17 protein-coding genes are annotated in these 22,694 nt (G+C 61.9%); 5 read left to right on the top strand and 12 right to left on the bottom strand.

What is annotated here, in order from left to right:
* The first annotated feature begins 158 nt into the window (after positions 1-158).
* Positions 159-1,151 carry an adenosine kinase gene (locus CO667_RS04390; protein WP_097617315.1) on the top strand — a complete coding sequence of 331 codons (993 nt, stop codon included), beginning with the start codon at positions 159-161 and terminating at the stop codon, positions 1,149-1,151.
* Here CO667_RS04390 and CO667_RS04385 read toward each other — a convergent pair.
* Positions 1,144-1,683 (bottom strand): SH3 domain-containing protein, encoded by a 540-nt coding sequence (locus tag CO667_RS04385; protein WP_097617229.1) that lies wholly within the window; start codon positions 1,681-1,683, stop codon positions 1,144-1,146. The two genes, CO667_RS04390 and CO667_RS04385, sit on opposite strands and share 8 nt — an antisense overlap.
* Before the next feature lie 187 nt (positions 1,684-1,870).
* Here CO667_RS04385 and CO667_RS04380 point away from each other — a divergent pair, with 187 nt between their 5' ends.
* The gene (locus CO667_RS04380; protein ID WP_097617228.1) at positions 1,871-2,872 is read left to right on the top strand and encodes a D-glycerate dehydrogenase; all 1,002 of its coding nucleotides are present in this window, start codon (positions 1,871-1,873) and stop codon (positions 2,870-2,872) included.
* 15 nt (positions 2,873-2,887) lie between these two features.
* Here the strand turns inward: CO667_RS04380 and CO667_RS04375 are convergent, their stop codons facing one another.
* From CO667_RS04375 to recF, 3 genes are read right to left on the bottom strand one after another with little or no spacing between them, the layout of a single operon-like run.
* Positions 2,888-3,376 (bottom strand): GNAT family N-acetyltransferase, encoded by a 489-nt coding sequence (locus tag CO667_RS04375; protein ID WP_097617227.1) that lies wholly within the window; start codon positions 3,374-3,376, stop codon positions 2,888-2,890.
* On the bottom strand, positions 3,373-4,197 hold the full coding sequence (locus CO667_RS04370; protein WP_097617226.1) for a molybdopterin-synthase adenylyltransferase MoeB: 825 nt from the start codon (positions 4,195-4,197) through the stop codon (positions 3,373-3,375). Before CO667_RS04370 ends, CO667_RS04375 begins: the two co-directional genes overlap by 4 nt.
* Complete coding sequence (gene recF / locus CO667_RS04365; RefSeq protein ID WP_097617225.1) at positions 4,194-5,318, bottom strand: DNA replication/repair protein RecF; 1,125 nt, start codon at positions 5,316-5,318, stop codon at positions 4,194-4,196. The genes CO667_RS04370 and recF overlap by 4 nt, the downstream gene beginning before the upstream one ends.
* Before the next feature lie 420 nt (positions 5,319-5,738).
* On the opposite strand from recF, the gene CO667_RS04360 reads away from it, so the two are divergent.
* Positions 5,739-6,098 (top strand): helix-turn-helix transcriptional regulator, encoded by a 360-nt coding sequence (locus CO667_RS04360; protein WP_097617224.1) that lies wholly within the window; start codon positions 5,739-5,741, stop codon positions 6,096-6,098.
* 156 nt (positions 6,099-6,254) lie between these two features.
* On the opposite strand, the gene CO667_RS04355 is transcribed toward CO667_RS04360, so the two are convergent.
* From CO667_RS04355 to CO667_RS04325, 7 genes are all read right to left on the bottom strand, one after another.
* The gene (locus tag CO667_RS04355; protein ID WP_097617223.1) at positions 6,255-6,455 is read right to left on the bottom strand and encodes a hypothetical protein; all 201 of its coding nucleotides are present in this window, start codon (positions 6,453-6,455) and stop codon (positions 6,255-6,257) included.
* Positions 6,456-6,715: 260 nt separating this feature from the next.
* On the bottom strand, positions 6,716-7,846 hold the full coding sequence (dnaJ, locus tag CO667_RS04350) for a molecular chaperone DnaJ (RefSeq protein WP_097617222.1): 1,131 nt from the start codon (positions 7,844-7,846) through the stop codon (positions 6,716-6,718).
* 85 nt (positions 7,847-7,931) lie between these two features.
* On the bottom strand, positions 7,932-9,848 hold the full coding sequence (dnaK, locus tag CO667_RS04345) for a molecular chaperone DnaK (RefSeq protein ID WP_097617221.1): 1,917 nt from the start codon (positions 9,846-9,848) through the stop codon (positions 7,932-7,934).
* A 384-nt stretch (positions 9,849-10,232) separates the two neighbouring features.
* Positions 10,233-12,572, bottom strand: a complete 2,340-nt coding sequence (locus tag CO667_RS04340) for a transglycosylase domain-containing protein (protein WP_097617220.1) — start codon at positions 12,570-12,572, stop codon at positions 10,233-10,235.
* 167 nt (positions 12,573-12,739) lie between these two features.
* Positions 12,740-12,961 (bottom strand): hypothetical protein, encoded by a 222-nt coding sequence (locus tag CO667_RS04335; RefSeq protein ID WP_097617219.1) that lies wholly within the window; start codon positions 12,959-12,961, stop codon positions 12,740-12,742.
* A 565-nt stretch (positions 12,962-13,526) separates the two neighbouring features.
* Complete coding sequence (locus CO667_RS04330; protein ID WP_097617218.1) at positions 13,527-14,204, bottom strand: SH3 domain-containing protein; 678 nt, start codon at positions 14,202-14,204, stop codon at positions 13,527-13,529.
* Between the two features lie 402 nt (positions 14,205-14,606).
* Complete coding sequence (locus CO667_RS04325) at positions 14,607-15,995, bottom strand: M20/M25/M40 family metallo-hydrolase (protein WP_097617217.1); 1,389 nt, start codon at positions 15,993-15,995, stop codon at positions 14,607-14,609.
* Positions 15,996-16,210: 215 nt separating this feature from the next.
* Here CO667_RS04325 and CO667_RS04320 point away from each other — a divergent pair, with 215 nt between their 5' ends.
* Positions 16,211-18,595, top strand: coding sequence for an EAL domain-containing protein (locus CO667_RS04320; protein ID WP_097617216.1), 2,385 nt, complete (start codon positions 16,211-16,213; stop codon positions 18,593-18,595).
* A 109-nt stretch (positions 18,596-18,704) separates the two neighbouring features.
* Here the strand turns inward: CO667_RS04320 and CO667_RS04315 are convergent, their stop codons facing one another.
* A complete protein-coding gene (locus CO667_RS04315; RefSeq protein WP_097617215.1) occupies positions 18,705-19,121 on the bottom strand; it encodes a MarR family transcriptional regulator in 417 nt (138 codons plus the stop codon).
* A 544-nt stretch (positions 19,122-19,665) separates the two neighbouring features.
* On the opposite strand from CO667_RS04315, the gene polA reads away from it, so the two are divergent.
* On the top strand, positions 19,666-22,665 hold the full coding sequence (gene polA / locus CO667_RS04305) for a DNA polymerase I (protein WP_097617314.1): 3,000 nt from the start codon (positions 19,666-19,668) through the stop codon (positions 22,663-22,665).
* Positions 22,666-22,694: the final 29 nt, after the last annotated feature.

The raw sequence follows: 22,694 nt of genomic DNA, 5'->3' as shown, positions 1-22,694 counted from the left end.
TCTTGCGACTATTTCTAGATTTCGAAAATGACAGGGACATGACGAATAGGCGGCACTTTTGCGAAGAAATGGAAGCGCCGTCCCATTTATCCTTCCAAACCGCGGAAATTTCGCTAAGACCGAACCCCGGCTATCACAAATCCGGGACCTCCCTTTTCATGACAAGATTCGATGTTCTGACAGTCGGCAACGCAATCGTGGATATCATTGCCCGTTGCGACGACCAGTTCCTCATTGACAACCAGATCACCAAGGCAGCGATGAACCTCATCGATGCCGAGCGCGCCGAACTCTTGTATTCGCGCATGGGGCCGGCGCTCGAAGCCTCCGGCGGCAGCGCCGGCAACACGGCGGCTGGTGTGGCCAACCTCGGCGGCAAAGCTGCCTATTTCGGCAATGTCGCCGCAGATCAGCTCGGCGACATCTTCACGCACGATATCCGTGCCCAGGGCGTTCACTACCAGACCCGGCCCAAGGGCACCTTCCCGCCGACGGCGCGCTCGATGATCTTCGTCACCGAGGATGGCGAGCGTTCGATGAACACCTATCTCGGCGCCTGCGTCGAGCTCGGTCCCGAGGATGTCGAGACCGACGTCGTGGCCGACGCCAAGGTCACCTATTTCGAAGGTTATCTCTGGGATCCGCCGCGCGCCAAGGAAGCGATCCTCGAGTGTGCCCGCATCGCCCATGAAAACGGCCGCGAAATGTCGATGACGCTGTCCGACAGCTTCTGCGTCGGCCGCTATCGCGGCGAATTCCTCGATCTGATGCGCTCCGGCAAGGTCGATATCGTCTTCGCCAATCGCCAGGAAGCACTGTCGCTCTACGAAACCGACGATTTCGAGGAGGCGCTGAACAGGATCGCCACCGATTGCAAGATCGCCGCCGTGACCATGAGCGAGAACGGCGCCGTCATTCTGAAGGGCCGCGAGCGTTATTACGTCGATGCGATCAAGATTAGGGAGGTCGTCGATACGACGGGGGCCGGCGATCTCTTCGCCTCCGGCTTCCTCTATGGCTACACGCAGGGACGGTCTCTCGAGGATTGCGGCAAGCTCGGTTGCCTCGCCGCCGGCATCGTCATCCAGCAGATCGGCCCGCGCCCGATGACCTCGCTTTCCGAGGCCGCCAAACAGGCCGGGCTTATTTGAAGGCTTCGCCGGGATAGGCGCCCCAGATTTCCGACTGCGCCACCCAGCCCGAGGCGCCGTCGGTTTCGGCGCGGCACCAGTCGCCGTTGCATTCGCCGATCGTCACCATCACGCCGGGTTCCAGCTTGGCGACGATCGAGGCGGAGGGCTGCGCCTCGCGGCGCAGATTGACGAAGATACCCTTGCCCTTGGTCTTCATCCACGGAGCGGCGATCGCCGCGCGCTGGCCTGACAGCAGCGACTGGTTGACCCAGCCTTCGGTGCCGTCGGCATCGCGGATGCGGCGCCAATTGTCGTATTCCTGGATGATCTCCACCGGCAGGCCGGATTTCAGGTACATCCATGAAACCGCGTAATCCGTTCCCGGGCCGATGCGCAGGTTGACGCGTTTGGATTTCAGCGTGACGAAACGCGGCAAAGGCAGTCCGCTCGGTCCCTTGGCCGCCTGCGCATGGGCAAGTTCCAGGGTGGCCAGGGATGTGGTCAGAGCGATCGCGACGGCGAGGCAGGACTTCAGGACTTTGCTGCGCATGGAAAACTTCCGTTTGCTCGAATTCGCGGGCGAGACCCAGCCTGCTCGCTGTCCGGGCATTGACATTCCCCGGCTGCACCACGAGTTTTGTTTGTCTTCGCGTGCGGGTCTGGTAGAAAATGCCCGGAATGGAAAAGTTATCCCCTTTCTTGGTTAAAGACCTCTGAACAAGGCACCACAGCCAGCCATGACAGCGAAGAAAAAACCGAAGGTCTACATCACCCGCAAATTGCCGGATGCCGTCGAAACCCGCATGCGGGAACTCTTCGACGCCGAGCTGAACATCGACGACGCGCCGCGTTCGGTTCCCGAGCTTGTCGCCGCCGTCAGGACCGCCGAGGTGCTGGTGCCGACCGTCACCGATCGTATCGACGCGGCGCTGATCGACCAGGCGGGGCCGCAGATGAAGCTGATTGCGAGCTTCTCCAACGGTACGGACCACATCGATGTCGAGGCGGCGGCGCGCAAGGGAATCACCGTCACCAACACGCCGAACGTGCTGACCGAGGACACCGCCGACATGACGATGGCTCTCATTCTCGCGGTTCCGAGAAGGCTTGGCGAAGGTGCGCGGGTGCTGACCGACAAGCCGGGCGAATGGGCCGGCTGGTCTCCCACCTGGATGCTCGGCCGGCGCATTCATGGCAAGCGCATCGGCATCGTCGGCATGGGCCGCATCGGCACGGCGGTCGCCCGCCGCGCCAAGGCGTTCGGCCTGTCGATCCACTACCACAACCGCAAGCGCGTCAATCCGGCCGTCGAGGACGAGCTGGAGGCGACCTATTGGGAAAGCCTCGACCAGATGCTCGCCCGCGTCGACATCGTTTCAGTCAATTGCCCGTCGACGCCGGCGACTTTCCACCTGATCTCGGCGCGTCGTCTGGCGCTGCTGCAGCCGACGGCCTATCTCGTCAACACCGCGCGCGGGGACGTGGTCGATGAAGCTGCGCTGATCAAGTCTCTGAGGGAGGGCCGGATTGCCGGTGCCGGGCTAGACGTTTTCGAAAACGAGCCCGCCGTCAACCCGAAGCTCGTCAAGCTTGCCAATGAGGGCAAGGTCGTGCTGCTGCCGCATATGAGTTCGGCGACGATCGAAGGCCGCATCGACATGGGCGACAAGGTGATCATCAATATCCGCACCTTCATCGACGGCCACAGGCCGCCGAATCGGGTGCTGCCGGGCCGTTGAAGGCTGTGCGCTGATTCAGGCGGTGCGGACCGGCGGTGCAAGGACCTTGCGCATCTCGACGAAGGTCGTCCTGGCAAAGCCGGGATGTGCCTTTTCGGCGGTTCTGGAAAATCCCCAGGCGGCAAACACGGCGTGATTATCGGTGAGTTCGATGCGCGTTTCCAGCCGTAAAGCGGGAAGGCCGAGCGCTGCGGCCGTTTCCTCCGCGGTCGCCAGCAGCCGCTTGCCGAGACCCTTGCCCTGCACCTCCGGCAGAACGGCGAGCTTGCCGACATAGAGACAATCGGCCTCCGGCCGCAGAAACAGGCAGCCGATCAGCTTTTCGCCGTCGATGACGACATGGCCGATCTCGGCCTCGGCCTTTTCCGCCAGTGATACCGCCGTCAGCTTGAGCGCCGAGGATGGCGGGTCGATCCTGCCATCCATCGAGGCGAAGGCGGCGAGGATCAGTGCGAGCAGTTCGTCCCAGCGCGTGAAGCTCTGGTCGAGGCGGAGGATCGTCATCCGGTCTGCCCCTCCCGCGTGCGGCGCCTTTTGTAGCGGACCGTGTCGAAGCGGGCCGCAAGCGCGTCGTAGAGCAGCAGCCGTCCGATCAGCGGTTCGCCGGTGCCGGTAACGAGTTTGATCGCCTCCATCGCCATCATCGTACCGATGACGCCGGTGAGCGCGCCGATGATGCCGGCCTCGGCGCAGGCGGGAATGAGCCCCGCGGGCGGCGCTTCCGGAAACAGGTCGCGATATCTTGGGTTGGGTGTTCCGTCCTCGGCGCTCTCATAGGGTTTGAGAACCGTCAGCGAGCCATCGAAGCGCCCGACGGCGCCGCTGACGAGCGGAATGCGTGCTTCCTCCGCCGCATCGGCGGCAGCGTACCGCGTGACGAAATTGTCGGAGCCGTCGATCAGGAGATCGAAGCCGGACAATTGCCGGCGGGCGGTCTCCGGGGAAAAGCGTTCCTCGAAGCGCATCAGCCGGACATGCGGATTGAGCCGGGCGATGGCGAGGGCGGCACTCTCGGTTTTCAATTCGCCGATCGTACCGGAATCATGGATCACCTGGCGCTGCAGGTTCGACAGCGACACCCGGTCGTCATCGACGATACCGAGCGTGCCGATCCCGGCTGCGGCCAGATATTGCAGAACCGGCGCACCGAGGCCGCCGGCGCCGATCACCAACGCCCGGGCGGCTTTCAACCTCTGCTGACCGGCGCCACCGATCTCGGGAAGCAGGATGTGGCGGTGATAGCGGGCGATTTCGTCGGGGCTGAGCGGTTCCATGGCGCCGACGTTATCATGGCGCTGGAGGCCGGGAAAAGCCGCTTCCGTCATTCAAACACTCTTCCGTCGGCAACTGTAAAGAACTGCGCCCTGTCACCCAGCGCCGAAAACATGACGCGATCCGTCCCGGTCATGAAGGCCTGGCCGCCGAGCCCATCGATGAGGTCGAACAGCGCGGCCCGACGTCCCTCGTCGAGGTGGGCCGCGATCTCGTCGAGCAACAGGATCGGCGCGTGGCCGGTGAGGTTGCCGACGAGGCGCGCATGCGCAAGCACCAGGCCGACAAGCAGGGCTTTCTGCTCGCCGGTGGAGCAGCGCTCCGCCTCCATCGCCTTTTCGCGGTGGTGCACGATGAGGTCGGCCCGGTGCGGCCCTTCGAGCGTACGCCCTGCGCCGGCATCGCGGTAGCGGCTCTCCGCCAGCATCGCCGCGTAATCATCCTCGAGGTCGACCGAGGGGCGCGAAAATTGACCGTCCATGAAGCCCGAGAGCTGCAGCGATGCCGAAGGGAAGGGCGAGTTCTCGCGGGTCTCCTCGATCAGCCGGCTCAGCAGGCCGAGCATTTCCTGCCGGGCGAGCGCCATGGCGATGCCGAGGCTTGCCATCTGTTCCTCAATGCCGGCCAGCCAGGAGGGGTCGAAGCGGCCTTCATCCAGCAATTTGTTGCGGCTGCGCATGGCGCGCTCGAAATCGCTGGCGCGGCGGCCGTGGGCGGGATCGAGCGACAGCACCAGACGGTCGAGAAAGCGGCGCCGGTCGGAGGAGGCGCCGGTAAACAGGCCGTCCATCGCCGGCGTCAGCCAGAGAAGACGCAGATGCTCGGTCAGTTCGTCCGCGGTTTTGGCTGTTGTACCGTTGATCCGCAGCCTGCGGGCGGTGGTTTCCTCGCCCCTTTCGATGCCGGTGCCGATCTCGACGTCGCCTTCCATGCCGTCGAGGGCGGCGAAGATCGAAAAACCGCCTGATGCGCCGACCCGGGTAATGTCGCCATAGGCGGCGCGGCGCAGGCCGCGGCCGGGCGAAAGCAGCGAGACGGCCTCCATGAGATTGGTCTTGCCGGCACCGTTGTCTCCCGTCAGCACGGCGTGCCGGCCGTCAAGGGCAAGGGCCGCCGACGCATAGTTACGGAAGTCTGTCAGCTTCAGACGGGAAAGAGAAACCTTGTGCGGCATCGAATGTCCGGAATCGTGATGCGTGACTGCTAAGCCTAAGCGGCGTTGATAGCAAGGCTGGCAGCTTGACTGCCGGGGATCGTGTTCCTGTGTCGGACCGGGGTGGTATTTCCAGCGGATCCTGTGACCGAGGTCCTGGCGTCCGACACCCTCTCGATGTAAAGGGCGGCCTAGCCACGCTCCAATCGGCTAAAAATACAACCTGTGAGCGGATGGCCCGACAGCGCTGGGCCGAGATCGTCGGCGGTCACGATCAACATCTCCAAGCGCCGGATATTCGGGCTTTTGCCGCATTCCCCTGAGGTCGCTGACGTAACGTAAGGCCCAAAAAAAGTCGGTTGAATTTTGCAACTGCAGGGTTGAGTTATCCGATGAAAACGATATGGTAAACGAACTGTTTAGGTATTAGAGAGCGATGAAGTGCCAGATCCGGTTGATATTATCGTCGGTCGCAACGTAAGACAGTTTCGCGCCCTTCGCCGTGTTTCGCAGCTCGAGCTTGGCGAAGCACTCGGACTGACTTTCCAGCAGATCCAGAAATACGAAAAAGGCGCGAACCGCGTTTCCGCCAGCAAGCTGCATCAGATCGCGGTTTTTCTCGATGTCGAGATCTCTGCGCTTTTCGAGGGCGTATCGCAATTCGGCAGCCGGGTCGAACTCAGCGCCGATGCCTATGCGCTTGCCCTGAGCTACGACAGACTGAGCTCAACAGCGGGCAAGGAAGCGGTCAAGACCATCCTCACCCTCATGGTTGGCGAAACGGCCGAAACCGCCGCCTGATTCCACCGCGCCTTACGCAGAGCATGAGCTGGGTCCGGGTGATATCCGGACACCTGCGGCCGTGCGGCAATTGGGGGACATCAAGACAAGACCGGACGCATCCGTTAAAACAAAGAGTTAAGCGCAAGGAGCGAATCTGAAAGATCGCGACGCGCTTTAATGAATCTCGCATTCGTGCAGCGCCATCAGCAGATCGTCCTGCGTCTGGTGGCCGGCATGATAGAGGTCGATCGCGATGCTGGCGATGGAAAGGCCCTGCTGGCTGCGAAGCTTGATGTTGCGCTCGGCGCACCATGTGTAGAGGGCGCCGGCGAGAACGTCGACATCTTCGGACTGAGAGGAAAAGGCTGGCGCCATGGCAGATACCCTTGGTTTTGTTGTTCCCGACTGACGGCAGAGACTGAATTCATTTGGAAAACTTGCAAGCGGCATCATATGGCTGCGTTAACGCAAGACATGTTCCGCCCCGTCACCGTGCCGATCCGGGACAATTTGCCCGGCGCGAACGGCGAATGTCGCAAATTGGGGCAATTGCAAAAGCGCCAGGAGAACACGGCAAAGCAAAAAAGCCGGAGACGTTTCCGTCCCCGGCTTTTGAGATGGATCGATCGATCGCATCAGCCTTCGAAGAATTCCTTCATGCGGGCAAAGAAGCCCGTCGATTCGGGATTGTTCTCCTTGGAGGAAAGCTGCTCGAATTCCTGCAGCAGCTCGCGCTGGCGCTTGGTGAGCTTTTGCGGAGTCTCGATCTGGATCTGGATGTAGAGGTCGCCCGTCTGCGCCGAACGCAGCACCGGCATGCCCTTGCTCTTCAGGCGGAACTGTTTGCCGGCCTGCGTGCCCTCGGGCACGCTGACGCGCGACTTGGTGCCGTCGAGCGTCGCCACGTCGAAGGTTCCGCCGAGAGCGGCCGTCGTCATCGAGATCGGCACGGCGCAATAGAGATCGGCTCCGTCGCGCTGGTAGAATTCATGCGGTTTGACCGACAGGAAGATATAGAGGTCGCCCGCCGGTCCGCCACGGGCGCCGGCTTCGCCTTCGCCCTGCAGGCGGATGCGCGTACCATCCTCGATGCCGGCGGGAATATTGACCGACAGCGAACGCTCTTCCGTCACCCGGCCCTGGCCGTGGCACTTCGGGCAGGGATCGGGAATGATCTGGCCGCGGCCGTGGCAGGTCGGGCAGGTCCGCTCGATCGAGAAGAAGCCCTGCGCCGCGCGCACGCGCCCCGTTCCCTGGCAGGTGCCGCAGTTCTTCGGCTGTGTGCCAGGCTTGGCGCCGGAACCCGAACAGACGTCGCAGGTAATCGATGTCGGAACGCGGATCTGCGCCGTCTTGCCGGAGAAAGATTCTTCCAGCGTAATTTCCATATTGTAGCGAAGATCGGCGCCGCGCTCGCGGCCGCCCGACGAGCGCTGGCGCGCGCGTCCGCCACCCATCATCTCGCCGAAAATATCCTCGAAGATGTCGGAGAAACCGCCGCCGGCAAATCCGCCGCCACCGCCGCCGCCCATGCCGCCATGCTCGAAGGCCGCATGGCCGTAGCGATCATAGGCCGCCCGCTTCTGCGGGTCCTTGAGCATCTCGTAGGCTTCGTTGATTTCCTTGAACTTGCGTTCGGCGTCCTTGTCATCCGGGTTCTTGTCCGGATGGTATTTCATTGCCAGTTTGCGGAAGGCGCTTTTCAGCTCTTTCTCGTCCGCCGACTTGGCTACACCCAGAGTTTCGTAAAAGTCCGCTTTTGCCATTAAGGATTAAACCCCGGAAATGGATTTCCGGCTGCCATGGTGAGCAGCCGGATCAGGTGTTGAAGCATAACCACGCCGTCGCGGATTACGCGGACTTCTTGCGGTCGTCGTCCTTGATTTCCTCGTAGTCGGCATCGACGACATTGTCGCCGCCTTCCGCGGAGGCATCGCCGGCAGCGCCGCCTTCGGCCTGCTGCGCTTCATAGATCGCCTGGCCGAGCTTCATCGACACTTCCATCAGCGTCTGGGTCTTCGCCTTGATGTCGTCGGCATCCGGCTCGGTCGCTTCCGAAGCGGTCTTCAGCGCGGCGATCGCATCCGAGATCGCGGTGCGGTCGGCCTCGGAAACCTTGTCGCCGTAATCCTTCAGCGACTTTTCCGTCGAATGGATCAGGCTCTCGGCCTGGTTCCGGGCTTCGACGGCTTCGCGGCGCTTCTTGTCCTCGGTGGCATGGGCTTCGGCATCCTTGACCATCTTTTCGATGTCGGCGTCGGAAAGACCGCCGGAAGCCTGGATGCGGATCTGCTGTTCCTTGCCGGTGCCCTTGTCCTTGGCCGAAACCTGCACGATGCCGTTGGCGTCGATGTCGAAGGTGACTTCGATCTGCGGCATGCCGCGCGGCGACGGCGGCAGACCGACGAGGTCGAACTGGCCGAGCAGCTTGTTGTCGGCAGCCATTTCACGCTCGCCCTGGGAAACGCGGATGGTGACGGCCTGCTGGTTGTCTTCGGCGGTCGAGAAGGTCTGGCTCTTCTTCGTCGGGATCGTCGTGTTGCGTTCGATCAGGCGGGTGAAGACGCCACCGAGCGTCTCGATGCCGAGCGACAGCGGCGTCACGTCGAGCAGCAGAACGTCCTTGACGTCGCCCTGCAGAACGCCGGCCTGGATGGCGGCGCCGAGCGCGACGACTTCATCCGGGTTGACGCCCTTGTGCGGCTCCTTGCCGAACAGCTGCTTGACGACTTCCTGGACCTTCGGCATGCGGCTCATGCCGCCGACGAGAACCACCTCGTCGATTTCGGCCGCGGTGACGCCGGCATCCTTGAGGGCTGCCTTGCACGGTGCGATCGTGCGCTGAACGAGATCGTCGACCAGGCTCTCGAGCTTGGCGCGGGTCAGCTTCAGCGTCAGATGCTTCGGGCCGGAGGCATCGGCGGTGATGAACGGCAGGTTGATTTCGGTCTGCTGCGAGGACGAAAGTTCGATCTTTGCCTTCTCCGCAGCTTCCTTGAGGCGCTGCAGGGCAAGCTTGTCGTTCTTCAGGTCGATGCCGTTGTCCCGCTTGAACTCGCCGACGAGATATTCGACGAGACGCATGTCGAAGTCTTCACCGCCGAGGAAAGTATCGCCGTTGGTGGACTTCACTTCGAAAACACCGTCGCCGATCTCGAGGATCGAGATATCGAAGGTACCGCCGCCAAGGTCGTAGACGGCAATCGTCTTGCCTTCCTTCTTGTCGAGGCCATAGGCGAGTGCGGCAGCGGTCGGCTCGTTGATGATGCGCAGCACTTCAAGACCAGCAATACGGCCGGCATCCTTGGTTGCCTGGCGCTGCGCGTCGTTGAAGTAGGCGGGAACGGTGATGACGGCCTTCTCGACCTTTTCGCCGAGATAGGATTCGGCGGTTTCCTTCATCTTCTGAAGGATCATCGCGGAAATCTGTGCGGGCGAGTAGCCCTTGCCATTGGCTTCGACCCAGGCGTCGCCATTGTCGCCCTTGACGATGGTGAAGGGAACGAGGTGCTTGTCCTTCTCGACGGTCGGATCTTCGTAGCGGCGGCCGATCAGGCGCTTCACCGCAAAGAGCGTGTTCGTCGGGTTGGTGACGGCCTGGCGCTTGGCCGGCTGGCCGACGAGGCGTTCGCCATCATCGGAAAAGGCCACCATGGAAGGGGTCGTACGCGCACCTTCCGCATTCTCGATAACCTTCGCGTCCTTGCCGTCCATGACTGCGACGCAGGAATTCGTCGTTCCAAGGTCGATACCAATTACTTTTGCCATGTCATTCTCTCCTTGAAGCAAGCTGTCGGAACCCCGAGAAGGCATTTCCCTGACAGCCCCTTACGGGATGGGTCTACTTAAGATTACGCAATCGTGATTGCGGTGATGCGGCGTATATAAGGAGCGGTTTTCTGGACTGCAAGGCGAGATATGGCTCGGAATCCAGCAAAACGAATGTGTTGCATTCAATTTTTACAGTCACCGGGAAAGAGCTCGCCTCATCGCCGGAAAGCAGCCGATTTCTCATGCATGTCGCCCGGAAACGTGCCGCGGTTCCAAGATAACGACATCCATCCAAACCCAGGGCGAAAGGGCGTCGCTCAATCAAATCCGGGCGACCGCGTTTCACGGCATCGCGCTGGCGCCGGCCATGCAGCAAAGATCTCACTGGCCCATAATCAGATCGAGCAGCGTCGTGCGCCGCGGCTGGACGGACGAGGTCGTCTGCGACGACCCGAGATCGCCCGGCGGAACCATGCTCTCGCTGCCTTCGGCAATGTCTGCCGGTGGAACAGGACCGTTGCCGGAGGTTGCCGGCTGCTGCCGGGCAGGCGCCTGCGGATAGCGGTTTGCATTGTCGTTGCCGCCGAAGACGCCGGAAATGATACCGCCGATCGTCGACGGCGGCGCTTCGGCCGTCATCGGTTGCCCGCTGCCCGCCTGTCCATTACCCGCTTGTCCATCACCAGGGACCGCCTGCGCCATCGGCTGGCCATTGTTGGGGTCGGCGATCAGCTGACCGTTGCCGAAGAGCGGCGCCGGCGAAAGACCCTTATGGGCGGCGATCATGAATTCCTTCCAGGCCTTGGCCGGCAGGCCGCCGCCGGTCACCTTCTTCATCGGCTTGCCGTCGTCGTTGCCGAACCAGACCCCAGTGGTGAGGTTGCTGGTGAAGCCGACGAACAGTGCGTCGCGGGAATTCTGCGTGGTGCCTGTCTTTCCGGCCGCCTGCCAGCCGGGGATCTTGGCGCTCTTGCCGGTGCCGTTGTCGATGACGCCCATCATCATCGCATCCATCTGCGTGACGATCTGCTCGGAGAGTACTCGCGGCGGGCTGTCATAGGTATTTTCGTAGAGAACCTTGCCCTCGGCGGTCGTCACCCTTCGGATGACGTGCGGCGTCGCCTTGTAGCCGCCGTTCATGAAGGCGGCATAGGAGGCGGTGAGTTCCATCAGCGACACTTCCGAGGTGCCGAGCGCGATCGAGGCGTTCGGCTGCAGCTCGCTTTCGATGCCGAGCCGGTGGGCAAGCTTGATCACCTGATCCGGCCCATCATACATCACCAGCTGGGCGGCCACCGTGTTCAGCGATTTGGCGAGCGCCGTCGCCAGCGTCACCTCGCCATTGTATTTCTTCTCGTAATTCTCGGGCGTCCAGTCGCCGATGCGGATCGGCGCGTCGTTGAACACCGAAAAGGGCGTCAGCCCTTTTTCGAGGGCGGCGGCATAGACGAAGGGCTTGAACGAGGAACCCGGCTGGCGTTTGGCCTTGACGGCGCGGTTGAACTGGCTCGTCGCATAGTCCCTGCCGCCGACCAGCGCCCGGATCGCACCGGTGCCGTCGATCGAGACGAGGGCCGCCTGCGAGGCGTCGAGCTTGCCGCCCTCCTTGTCGAGCACGTCGACCAGCGATTGCTCGGCCTTCTTTTCCAGCGACTTGTCGATTGTGGTATCGACGATGACGTCTTCCTTGACCTCGCCGATCAGGCCCGGCAGCTCGTCCATCACCATGTCGGCGACGTAGTGCCCGGCCCCTGACCAATAGCTCTTGGCCGAGGCCGGGGTCTGCGACATCGCCGTCTTGACCTCGGAATCGGTGATGAAGCCCTGCTCGCGCATGGCCGCAAGCACGAGCTGGGCGCGCGCATTGGCCGCTTCCGGGTCGCGCGCCGGTGAAAGCCGCGACGGCGCCTTGAGCAGGCCGGCCAGCACCGCGGCCTCACCGAGGTTCACGTCTCGCGCCGATTTGTTAAAGTATCGGCGTGAGGCCGCCTCGACGCCATAGGCGTTCGATCCGAAGAACACCCGGTTGAGATACATCGCAAGGATCTGGTCCTTGGTGTATTTCTGCTCCAGCCAGAGCGACAGCAGCACCTCCTGCACCTTGCGTTCCAGCGTCCTCTCAGGGGAGAGGAACAGGTTCTTGGCAAGCTGCTGCGTCAGCGTCGAGCCGCCCTGCACCATGTGGCCGGCCGTGAAGTTGGTCACGACAGCCCGGCCGAGGCCGAGCGGATCGACGCCGAAATGCGAATAGAACCGCCGATCCTCGATGGCGATGACGGCTTCCGGAATATAGGGCGACATGTTTTCGAGCGACAGCGCCTCGCCGCCGGTGGCGCCGCGATTGGCGATGACACTGCCGTCGACGGCGGTAATCTTGACGTTCGGCGGCCGTTCCGGGATCGCCCAGGTGCTGGCGCTCGGCATGCGCGAGCCATAATAGACCACCAGCCCGGCAACGCCGATGCCGGCCCAGATAAACAGTACGACGCACCAGTAGATCGCCCGGCGCAGGAAGCCGAAAACGCCGCCTTCGCGCTCTCGCGGCTCGCGCCGCTTCCGCGGGGCGGCACGCTGCTGCGGCGGTTTTGAGCCGCCGCGGCGCTGGGATCGGCTTCCGGCGATGCGATCGTCGGCATCGAGCGAAAACTCATCATCGTCGCGTGCCGGGCGGCCGCTGAAAGACGGTTCGATTCTGTCGCCTGATCTGCCTCTGCCTGCCATCGCCGACCGGTCACACCCCATGTTCGATCGCGAAGCTTGGCTTCGCACAACGGCGCGCTTAGGCGACGTGATCATCCGACTGAACTGTAATTGCGGCGATTTAACGGGGTATTAATAATGGAAAGCAAAGCAGATCGCGCCGCTAAAGCGGCCACATGCATTGGCCTTCAGAACTGGCGGGCCTCGTAATCGTCGAGCGTTTCCGGGTCCTGCTTATACTCCCACTCGCCCAGATGAAAGCGCCGCCAGATCTGGCCGGAAGGGTTGAGGCTCGCTCCGTCGGTAAGGCGGACAGGAAGGATCGGGTTGTGTTTGTGCCAAACGGTCACATCTGTGGCGGCTGCCCGAGCGCCGAAAAGCCTTGGGAAAGCCAGGTAGTCTTGCGTCATTATGATCCAGCCTCGAGCGGATCGAGATCGATCCGCAACGCCACAAAATTGCAACAAAGAATCCCGCAAGACAAGGGCATCACGCTGCCCTCACATCAAATTGCCTCACATCGAAATTTCTGGGACCTCTTGCCGGCATAAATGCCATTCATTGCGACGGTCATAAATATGCATGCATCGCGCCGGCTTGCGCTCGCCCGCGCTGCGACAGGCCCGGCATCCGGGCAGGTATCAATGATCGCTTCGACAAAATTGGATAAAGCGGCTGCCGGCCCGACAGGATGGAGGAAAGCCGGCGGAAGGTGATTTACGGGCGCCGCGCAGACATGTGCGCGCTGCTTTCGGCACTCCGCCGAATATCTTCTGTCAGATCGGCGGAACCAATAGGCTCCGCGATTGTTTAAGAACAAGCGGGACAACCCCTCACGTCCCGCGCATGATCGGCCGTCTCCCCTCAACACGCGCCGATCGACATCAGGCCCGGTGCATCCCTCATGGGAGCGCCGGGCTTTTTCTTGCAGCCGGCCTTGAGAAGAGAGGCGGCATTGCTGCCGCCTCCTATATTTCAGTCACAGGACGGGTCGCCTGGGCGGCAGACGAAGGGCGAAGCCCGGGGGTCGGGGCGGTTGTAGGTGTCGGCTTTCCCGCCCCTGAACTGCGGCAGGTCACGGAAATCCGAGCTCCTGGTGTTGCCTCTGGTGTCATTATCCCGACGACGGTCCGACCTGCGATTATCGTCTCTGCGGTCGTCCCTTCGGTTGTCGTCGCGCCAGTCCCGGTCGCGATCCCGGTTGCGATCCCCATAGTCGCGATCCCGATCCCGGTTGCGGTAGTAATAGTCGGGGCCGCGGCTCCAGCGGTCGCGGTCGCGATAGAAATCGCGGTCGCGGTAGTTGCGGTCCCAATAGTTACCGACACTGAAGCCGATCATCGGAATGCCGAGCGGGCGGTAATATTGCGGACCGACATAGACACGGCGTTGCTGGTAGGCGACCTGCACATATTGGCCGGAAACCCAGCCGCGGCCGCCATAGAATTCGACGTCGCACCAGTTGACGTTGGAAAGGCATCCACGGATTTCGACGGGAGAACCGGCAGGCACGACGGCGACAGCGGGGTATCGGGTGCTTGGACCCGCACGCATGTTGACGTTCGTTGTCGAGTAGCCCTCGGCAGCTTGCGCCATAGCCGGAGCCAGCACAAACAGGCCGGCTGCGGCGATTTTAACAATGAGATTTTTCACGCTTCTCACTCCTCGTTGGCGTGTTTTCCGGCAGCGCTTAGCTGCTTTTTCTTGGCGTATGCCATCTGGAAGATAACATAGAGCGATCGCCCGCATTTGTTAGGGCGTCACCATTTTCCTTGTCTTTCAATGGCTTATACTTCGGCCGCGATGAACGCAGCTTGAACGAGGGGGATTTTGTGATGCGATGTGCCGCATGAAATCGCAAATACGTCGGACTTGAACGCCGCCGTCGTTAACGGCCCGTTAACCTTTCACGGCCAGTCTCACTGCCATACCGCTTTCTCCTTGACCACGGATGAACTGGCACTGAGGCGAGCGGACGACGAAAGGCCGGTTTGAACCGGCCTTTTTGTTGTTGCGCTTGCATCGCGCGTCTTGGCTGAGGACGCGCCGTTTGCCTCAGGCGGCGAGCGCCTGAAGAATCCGCACCCAGGAGCGGATGCCCTTGTGGTAGGAGACAAGCTCGTATTTCTCGTTCGGCGAGTGGATGCGGTCATCGCTGAGGCCGAAGCCGACGAGCAGCGATTCCATGCCGAGCATCTTCTGGAAATCCCCGACGATCGGGATCGATCCGCCCATGCCGATGACGATGGCGGGTTTCGGCCATTCGTCGGAAAGCGCCGTCTTCGCCTTGGTCAGAACAGGTGAATCATAGGAGAGATGGATCGCCGGCGAGCCGCCATGCGCATGGAATTCGACCGAGCAATCGGCGGGAATCTTCGACCTGATATAGGCGCGGAAAGCCTCTCGAATGGCGGCCGGATCCTGCGTGCCGACAAGCCGGAACGAAACCTTGGCCGAGGCCTTGGCGGCGATGACTGTCTTGAAGCCTTCGCCGGTATATCCGCCCGAGATACCGTTGACCTCGGCGGTCGGCCGCGCCCAGGTCAGTTCCAGCACCGAGCGACCCTTTTCGCCGGATGGAATGGAAAGGCCGACTTCGCCGAGGAAGCTTTCGGCGGTCTTCCCCAGCGTCTCCCAGGACGCCTTGATGTTGTCGGGCGTTTCCTCGACGCCGTTATAGAAACCGTCAAGCGTGATCCGGCCCGTCTCGTCATGCAGGCCGGCGAGAGCCTCGACGAGAATATGGATCGGATTGGCCGCCGCCCCCCCGAACAGACCGGAATGCAGATCGCGGTCGGCGGCGGTGACGACCACCTCCTCGCCGACGAGGCCGCGCAGCGCTGCGGCGATCGCCGGCGTGTCGCGGTCCCACATGCCGGTATCGCAGACCAGCGCATAATCGGCCTTGAGCTCGGCAGCATTGGCTTCAAGGAAGGGCTTCAGGGATGGCGAGCCGGATTCCTCCTCGCCCTCGAAAAGAATGGTGACGCGGCAGGGAAGCGCGCCGTTGATCTCCTTATAGGCGCGGCAAGCCTCCACGAAGGTCATCAGCTGGCCCTTATCGTCGGAGGTGCCGCGTCCGGTCAGGATCTTGCGGCCCTCGCCGACATCCTTGATCGACGGCTCGAAGGGATCGTTGTCCCAGAGCTCGATCGGATCGACCGGCTGAACGTCGTAATGGCCGTAGAAGAGAACGTGCGGCGCATCGGCGGAAGCGCCGGCATGGTGGGCGACCACCATCGGATGGCCGGGGGTGTCGCGCACCGAGGCCGTAAAGCCGAGCCCTTCAAGATAGGCGACGAGCCATTCCGCAGCCTTTCGGCATTCGGCCTTGTAGGCGGGATCGGTGGAAATCGACTGGATGCGCAGAAGTTCGAACAGCGTGTCGAGGCTCGAGGGAAGGTTCTGGTCCGCGCGCGCAAGCACCTGATTGATATCGGTCATTTTCGACTCCTTTCTTGAAATTCGGCCGGACGATAGACCAAACCAGAAAGGCAGGCGAGGCGGAAAAACAAAAAATCGGCGGCGCCAAAGGCCGGCCGGGCAAAGATCAAATATCAGAAGATTTGCTGGATAATATAGAAGAGAACTCTAATTCAATTTACAGTTATTTAGCATAACCTAAATAACCTGACCGAATTCAGCTGTGGGAGGGACAGATGTTTTCGGTCATTGCATGTATTAGGGACGATCACGATTGGCGATTGGTGCTTGTGGCGGCCGCGGTCTGCCTGGTCGGCGCGATGGCGGCGATGCTGCCGCTGTCCCGCGCTCAGGAATGCGATGCCGGACGGCGCAGGCTTTGGATCGGCGCCTCGGCTTTCGCTTTCGGCACCGGCGTATGGGCAACGCATTTCATCGCGATGCTGGCCTATGACGGCGGCATGCCGATCGGCTACCAGCTCGGCCTGACGGCGCTTTCCTTCCTGCTGTCGGTTGTCGTCTCGTGGGCGGCGATCGTCGTCGCTTCGCAAAGCCGCGGCAGGTTTTCGCACATCCGCGGCGGCGTGCTTATGGCGTTCGGCATCGCCTCCATGCACCTGACCGGCATGCAGGCGATCGAAACGCAGGCGTTAATCGTTTATGACCCCGTCATGACGCTGAGCGCGGTTCTTGCGGGCGCGCTGCTGTCGAGTGCTGCCTTTCACGCCTTTTTCCGATTGAAGGGACTGAAGCGGCTCCTCGCCTCGTCAATCACCTTCGTTCTCGCGATCTGCGCTCTCCACTTCATCTCGATGGCCAGCATCACCCTCGTGCCGGATCCCGGCAAGCAAGTTCCGGCAACGGTGCTCGACGCCAGCCTGCTTGCTGCGATCGTCGTGGTGGCGGCGACGGCGCTCATTCTGATTGCGCTCGCGGTGGTCTTTATCGAAAGCCACCTGACGGATCTGCGGGGGCTTGCGAATGCTTCGCAGGAAGGGCTGTTGATCCTGCGCGCCGGCCGGATCATCGATGCCAATGAACGCTTCCAGGGGCTTTCCGGCTGGAAGCTCGCCGATCTTGCCGGCAAGGCGCCATCGGCTGTTTTGAGCGCTATTCAGGGCACAGGGCAGAACCGGCCCGGCGAGACGCTGCTCAATACCAGAAACGGCAGGGAGATCGCCGTCGAGGTGACGGCGAGCAGGATCGTCTATCGGGGGCATAATTGCGAGGTGCTGGCGATACGCGACCTCACCGAGCGTAGGCAGGCCGAGGAGATGATCGAGCATCTCGCCCACCACGATGTGCTCACCGACCTGCCGAACAGGTCGCTGTTCGATACCCGCATCCGGCAGGCGCTGCAGATGGCCGAACGCAAGAACAGCGAGGTTGCCCTCTTCTATCTCGACCTCGATCGCTTCAAGGCCGTCAACGATATCTTCGGTCATGCCGAAGGCGACCGCATTCTCGGCAAGGTCGCCTCGATCCTGCGCCGCGTGGCCGACGAAAGCGATACGATCGCCCGCCTCGGCGGCGACGAATTCGCCATCATCCAGCCCGCCGGCCAGCAGCCGGCGGCGGCGCAAAAGCTTGCCGCCGCGATCCTCGACGAGTTCGCGGCCGAGATGGACACGGCGCGCGATCCCACCGCCGTCGGCGTCAGCGTCGGCATTGCACTCTATCCCGCCGATGGGGCTACGGCCGAAGAACTCTGCAACAATGCCGATACGGCGCTCTACCGCGTCAAGCATGACGGGCGCGGCAAGGTCTGTTTCTTCGATGCGGAAATGGACAAGGCCGCACGCAACCGCCGCCAGATCGAAAGCGAACTGCGCCATGCGATCACCCGCAACCAGATCCATGTCAACTATCAGCCGATCCTCGATGCGCTGAGCGGCGAGATCGGCGGTTACGAGGCCTTGATGCGCTGGAACCGGCCAGGCCACGGCTTGACCGAGCCCGATATCTTCATTCCAATTGCCGAGGAAAGCGGTTCGATTGTCCAGCTCGGCGAATGGGTGTTGCAGCAGGCCTGCAGGGAGGCCGTGCGCTGGCCGCTGCCGTTAATGATCGCCGTCAATCTTTCGCCGGTGCAATTCATGCTGCCGAACCTCTGTGAGCGGATCGAGGCGATCCTCACCGAGACCGGGCTTGCGCCCGACCGGCTGGAGCTCGAGATCACCGAGACGGCCCTCATTCGCGATCGCGACCGGGTGATGACGACGCTGCTGCGGCTGCGCAAGCTCGGCGTGCACATCGTCATGGATGATTTCGGCACGGGTTTCTCTTCGCTCTCCAACCTGCGGTCATTCCCTTTCGACAAGATCAAGGTCGATCGCAGTTTCACCGGCGTGCTGGAACACGATGCGGCGGCGCGCTCGATCGTGCGCGCCATCATCGGCCTTGGCCATAGCCTCGGCATGCCCGTCGTGACGGAAGGCGTGGAAACCGAAATGCAGCGCCGGATCGTCGTCGAGGAAGGCTGCGCGCAAGTGCAGGGCCATTTGCTCGGCAAGCCGGATGTCGAGCCGAGCGTCAAGCTTGCCGCCCACGAAAACGCTCTGACCGCGAAGGTCGAAACCGGGATGTCCTCACTACGACACGCACTCCGTGCCGGCGAGTGATCTTACAGCGCCGCGCGTCTTTTCAGACGCGCAAAGGTCGCTGTAACACGTTGAATTGCTGCATAATTTTATCCTTAAATCGATTCCGATTTAAGGACTTATGCAATAATCAGAGCGCCTTGGCGTTTTCGAGAAGCCGTCGGATATATTCGAGCGTCAGCTCGCGCTCGAAAACCCTGAAGCCTTTGAACAGCGCAAGGTCGGCCTCGCGCGCGGTCTCGATCGCCTCGGCCTCCATGGCGCGGGCCTTCGGCGTCAGGAAGAGCAGTTGCGCCCGCTTGTCGGAGGGATGCGGCCGGCGTTCGATCAGCCCGTCGCGGACCATACGCGAAAGCGTATTGGCCATGGTCGCCTGCTCGATATCGACCCGCTCGAGAAGCTGTTTCTGGGTCAGTCCGTCCTCGGCCCAGAGTTCCAGCAGAATGGGGAACTGGCCCGGAGAAAAGCCGAGACCGGCCGCGCGCTGGTGCAGCGAGCGGGCAAAGCCCTTCGCCAGCTGGCTGGCAAGGTAGGCTCCCGAATCCATGCGGTTAAATCCCATGATTGCAAGTTAGGCTCAAAACCATGCCGGAGACAATGCAGCAAATCGCATACGATGCTCCTAAACATGCGAGCCGTGATGATAATTTCGAGTGCCTGGTAAAACAAAAGTCGCCATGGCCTGGAGGTTGGCCATGGCGACTTTAAAGTGGGGACAAAGGCCCGGAGAGGGGGATAAGGCCTTTGTCCAAGCCTGATGCGGCGGGGGACAAGCCGGTAATCAGACCCGCGACGCAATCAAGCGCCGGTGACATCGATTTGTGGCTCAGAATGTGGTTTTTCAAGGGAGGACAATCGTTACAAATCGGTAACAGTTTGGTGAGCCGGAATCCCTGCCGCACAATTCCTGAGATCGGAATCGATGGAAGGATAAAATTATGCAGCAACGCCAAGTGCTCAGCGTCCTTTGCGCGGCCGAAAAGACGTGCGGCGCTGTGTGACGCTCCGAACGCCATAATCCTTTTCGCGCGCCGAATTTTATGCCGAACTCCATATGGACCTCGTCCCATGCCCGCGCTATCCATGCACGCATGAAAAAAGGCGATCACCTCTTCCTAGTCGATGGTTCCGGATTCATCTTCCGGGCGTTTCATGCATTGCCGCCGCTGACCCGCAAGACCGACGGCCTGCCGATCGGCGCCGTGTCCGGTTTCTGCAACATGCTGTGGAAATTGTTGAGAGATGCGCGCAACACCGATGTCGGCGTGACGCCGACACATCTCGCCGTCATCTTCGATTATTCCGCCAAGACGTTTCGCAAGGATCTCTACGACGCCTATAAGGCGAACCGTTCCGCTCCGCCGGAAGAGCTCATCCCGCAATTCGGCCTCATAAGAGAGGCGACCCGCGCCTTCAATCTGCCCTGCATCGAAACCGAAGGCTTCGAGGCCGACGACATCATCGCCACCTATGCCCGCCAGGCCGAAGCGACTGGCGCCGATGTCACCATCGTCTCCTCCGACAAGGATCTGATGCAGCTCGTCAGCCCCAATGTCCATATGTATGACAGCATGAAGGACAAGCAGATCGGCATTCCCGATGTCGTCGAGAAATGGGGCGTGCCGCCGGAAAAGATGATCGACCTGCAGGCAATGACCGGCGATTCGGTCGACAATGTTCCCGGCATTCCCGGCATCGGCCCGAAAACCGCCGCCCAGCTTCTCGAGGAATACGGCGATCTTGATACGCTGCTCGAACGCGCCACCGAGATCAAGCAGGTCAAGCGCCGCGAGACGATCCTCGCCAATATCGACATGGCCAGGCTCTCGCGCGACCTCGTGCGGCTGCGCACCGACGTGCCACTCGATCTCGATCTCGACGCGCTGGTGCTGGAACCGCAGAACGGCCCGAAGCTGATCGGCTTCCTGAAGACGATGGAATTCACCACGCTGACGCGCCGCGTCGCCGAAGCCTGCGATTGCGATGCCGGCGCTATCGAACCGGCGATCGTCCGCATCGAATGGGGTGAGACGGCGCGCGGCCCGGATCTCGATGCGGCCGAACCCGAGCCCGTTGCCGGCGGCATCCCCGACGTCTCGGGCGAATCCGTGCCGGTGCCGCCGCGTGCCAAGGCGAAGACCGCCGTCGAAGGCGCCTTTTCGCCCGCCGATCTTGCCAAGGCGCGGGCCGAGGCCTTCGCGACGCTGCCCTTCGATCATTCGGCCTATGTCACGATCCGCGATCTGGCGACGCTCGACCGCTGGATCGCCGATGCGCGCGCTACCGGCCTCGTTGCTTTCGATACCGAGACCACGTCGCTGGATGCGATGCAGGCCGAACTGGTCGGCTTTTCGCTGGCGATCGCCGACAATACGGCCCATCCCACCGGCACGAAGATCCGTGCCGCCTATGTGCCGCTCGTCCATAAGAACGGCGTCGGCGATCTGCTCGGCGGCGGCCTTGCCGACAACCAGATTCCCATGCGCGATGCCCTGCCGCGGCTGAAGGCATTGCTGGAGGACGAATCGGTTCTCAAGGTCGCCCAGAACCTGAAATACGATTACCTGCTGTTGAAGCGCTACGGCATCGAGACGAGGAGTTTCGACGACACGATGCTGATCTCCTACGTGCTCGACGCCGGCACCGGCGCGCACGGCATGGACCCGCTCTCGGAAAAATTCCTCGGCCATACGCCCATCCCCTACAAGGACGTGGCGGGCAGCGGCAAGGCGAACGTCACCTTCGATCTGGTCGATATCGACCGCGCCACCCACTATGCCGCCGAAGATGCCGACGTGACACTGCGCCTCTGGCTGGTGCTGAAGCCCCGCCTGGCGGCGGCAGGGCTGACCAGCGTCTATGAACGGCTGGAGCGGCCGCTATTGCCGGTACTGGCGCGCATGGAAGCGCGCGGCATCACCGTCGACCGGCAGATCCTGTCGCGCCTCTCCGGCGAACTGGCCCAGGGTGCAGCAAGGCTCGAGGACGAGATCTACGTGCTGGCCGGTGAGCGCTTCAACATAGGCTCGCCGAAGCAGCTGGGCGATATCCTGTTCGGCAAGATGGGCCTTGCCGGCGGCAGCAAGACGAAGACCGGCCAATGGTCCACCTCCGCTCAGGTGCTCGAGGATCTGGCCGCCGCCGGTTTCGAATTGCCGCGCAAGATCGTCGACTGGCGCCAGGTCACCAAGCTGAAATCCACCTATACCGACGCGCTTCCGGGTTACGTTCACCCCGAGACAAAGCGGGTCCACACCTCCTACTCGCTGGCATCGACGACCACGGGGCGCCTGTCCTCTTCCGAGCCGAACCTGCAGAACATTCCGGTGCGCACCGCAGAAGGCCGCAAGATCCGCACCGCCTTCATCTCGACGCCTGGCCACAAGCTGATCTCCGCCGACTACAGCCAGATCGAACTGCGCGTGCTTGCCCATGTCGCCGAGATCCCGCAGCTGACCAAGGCTTTCGAAGATGGCGTCGACATCCACGCCATGACGGCGTCGGAAATTTTCGGCGTGCCGGTGGAAGGCATGCCGGGTGAGGTGCGCCGCCGCGCCAAGGCGATCAATTTCGGCATCATCTACGGCATCTCGGCCTTCGGCCTCGCCAATCAGCTTTCGATCGAGCGTTCGGAAGCCGGCGACTACATCAAGAAGTATTTCGAGCGTTTCCCCGGCATCCGCGACTATATGGAAAGCCGAAAGGCCATGGCGCGCGACAAGGGTTATGTCGAGACGATCTTCGGTCGCCGCATCAACTATCCCGAAATCCGCTCGTCCAATCCCTCCGTGCGCGCCTTTAACGAGCGTGCGGCGATCAACGCGCCGATCCAGGGCTCGGCTGCCGACGTCATCCGCCGGGCGATGATCAAGATAGAGCCGGCGCTTGTTGACGTCGGCCTTGCCGATCGCGTCCGCATGCTGCTGCAGGTGCATGACGAACTCATCTTCGAGGTCGAGGACGAGGATGTCGAAAAGGCGATGCCAACAATCGTCTCGGTCATGGAAAACGCCACCATGCCGGCGCTCGAAATGCGCGTGCCGCTCAGGGTCGATGCGCGCGCCGCCAGCAATTGGGACGAGGCGCACTAACAGCGTTCCTTAAAAGGGCAAAGATTTTT

It is taken from the genome of Rhizobium sp. L43, assembly GCF_002531725.1.
In the GTDB taxonomy this organism is placed as follows: domain Bacteria; phylum Pseudomonadota; class Alphaproteobacteria; order Rhizobiales; family Rhizobiaceae; genus Rhizobium.
This window is presented reverse-complemented; position numbering and strand designations above follow the sequence as displayed.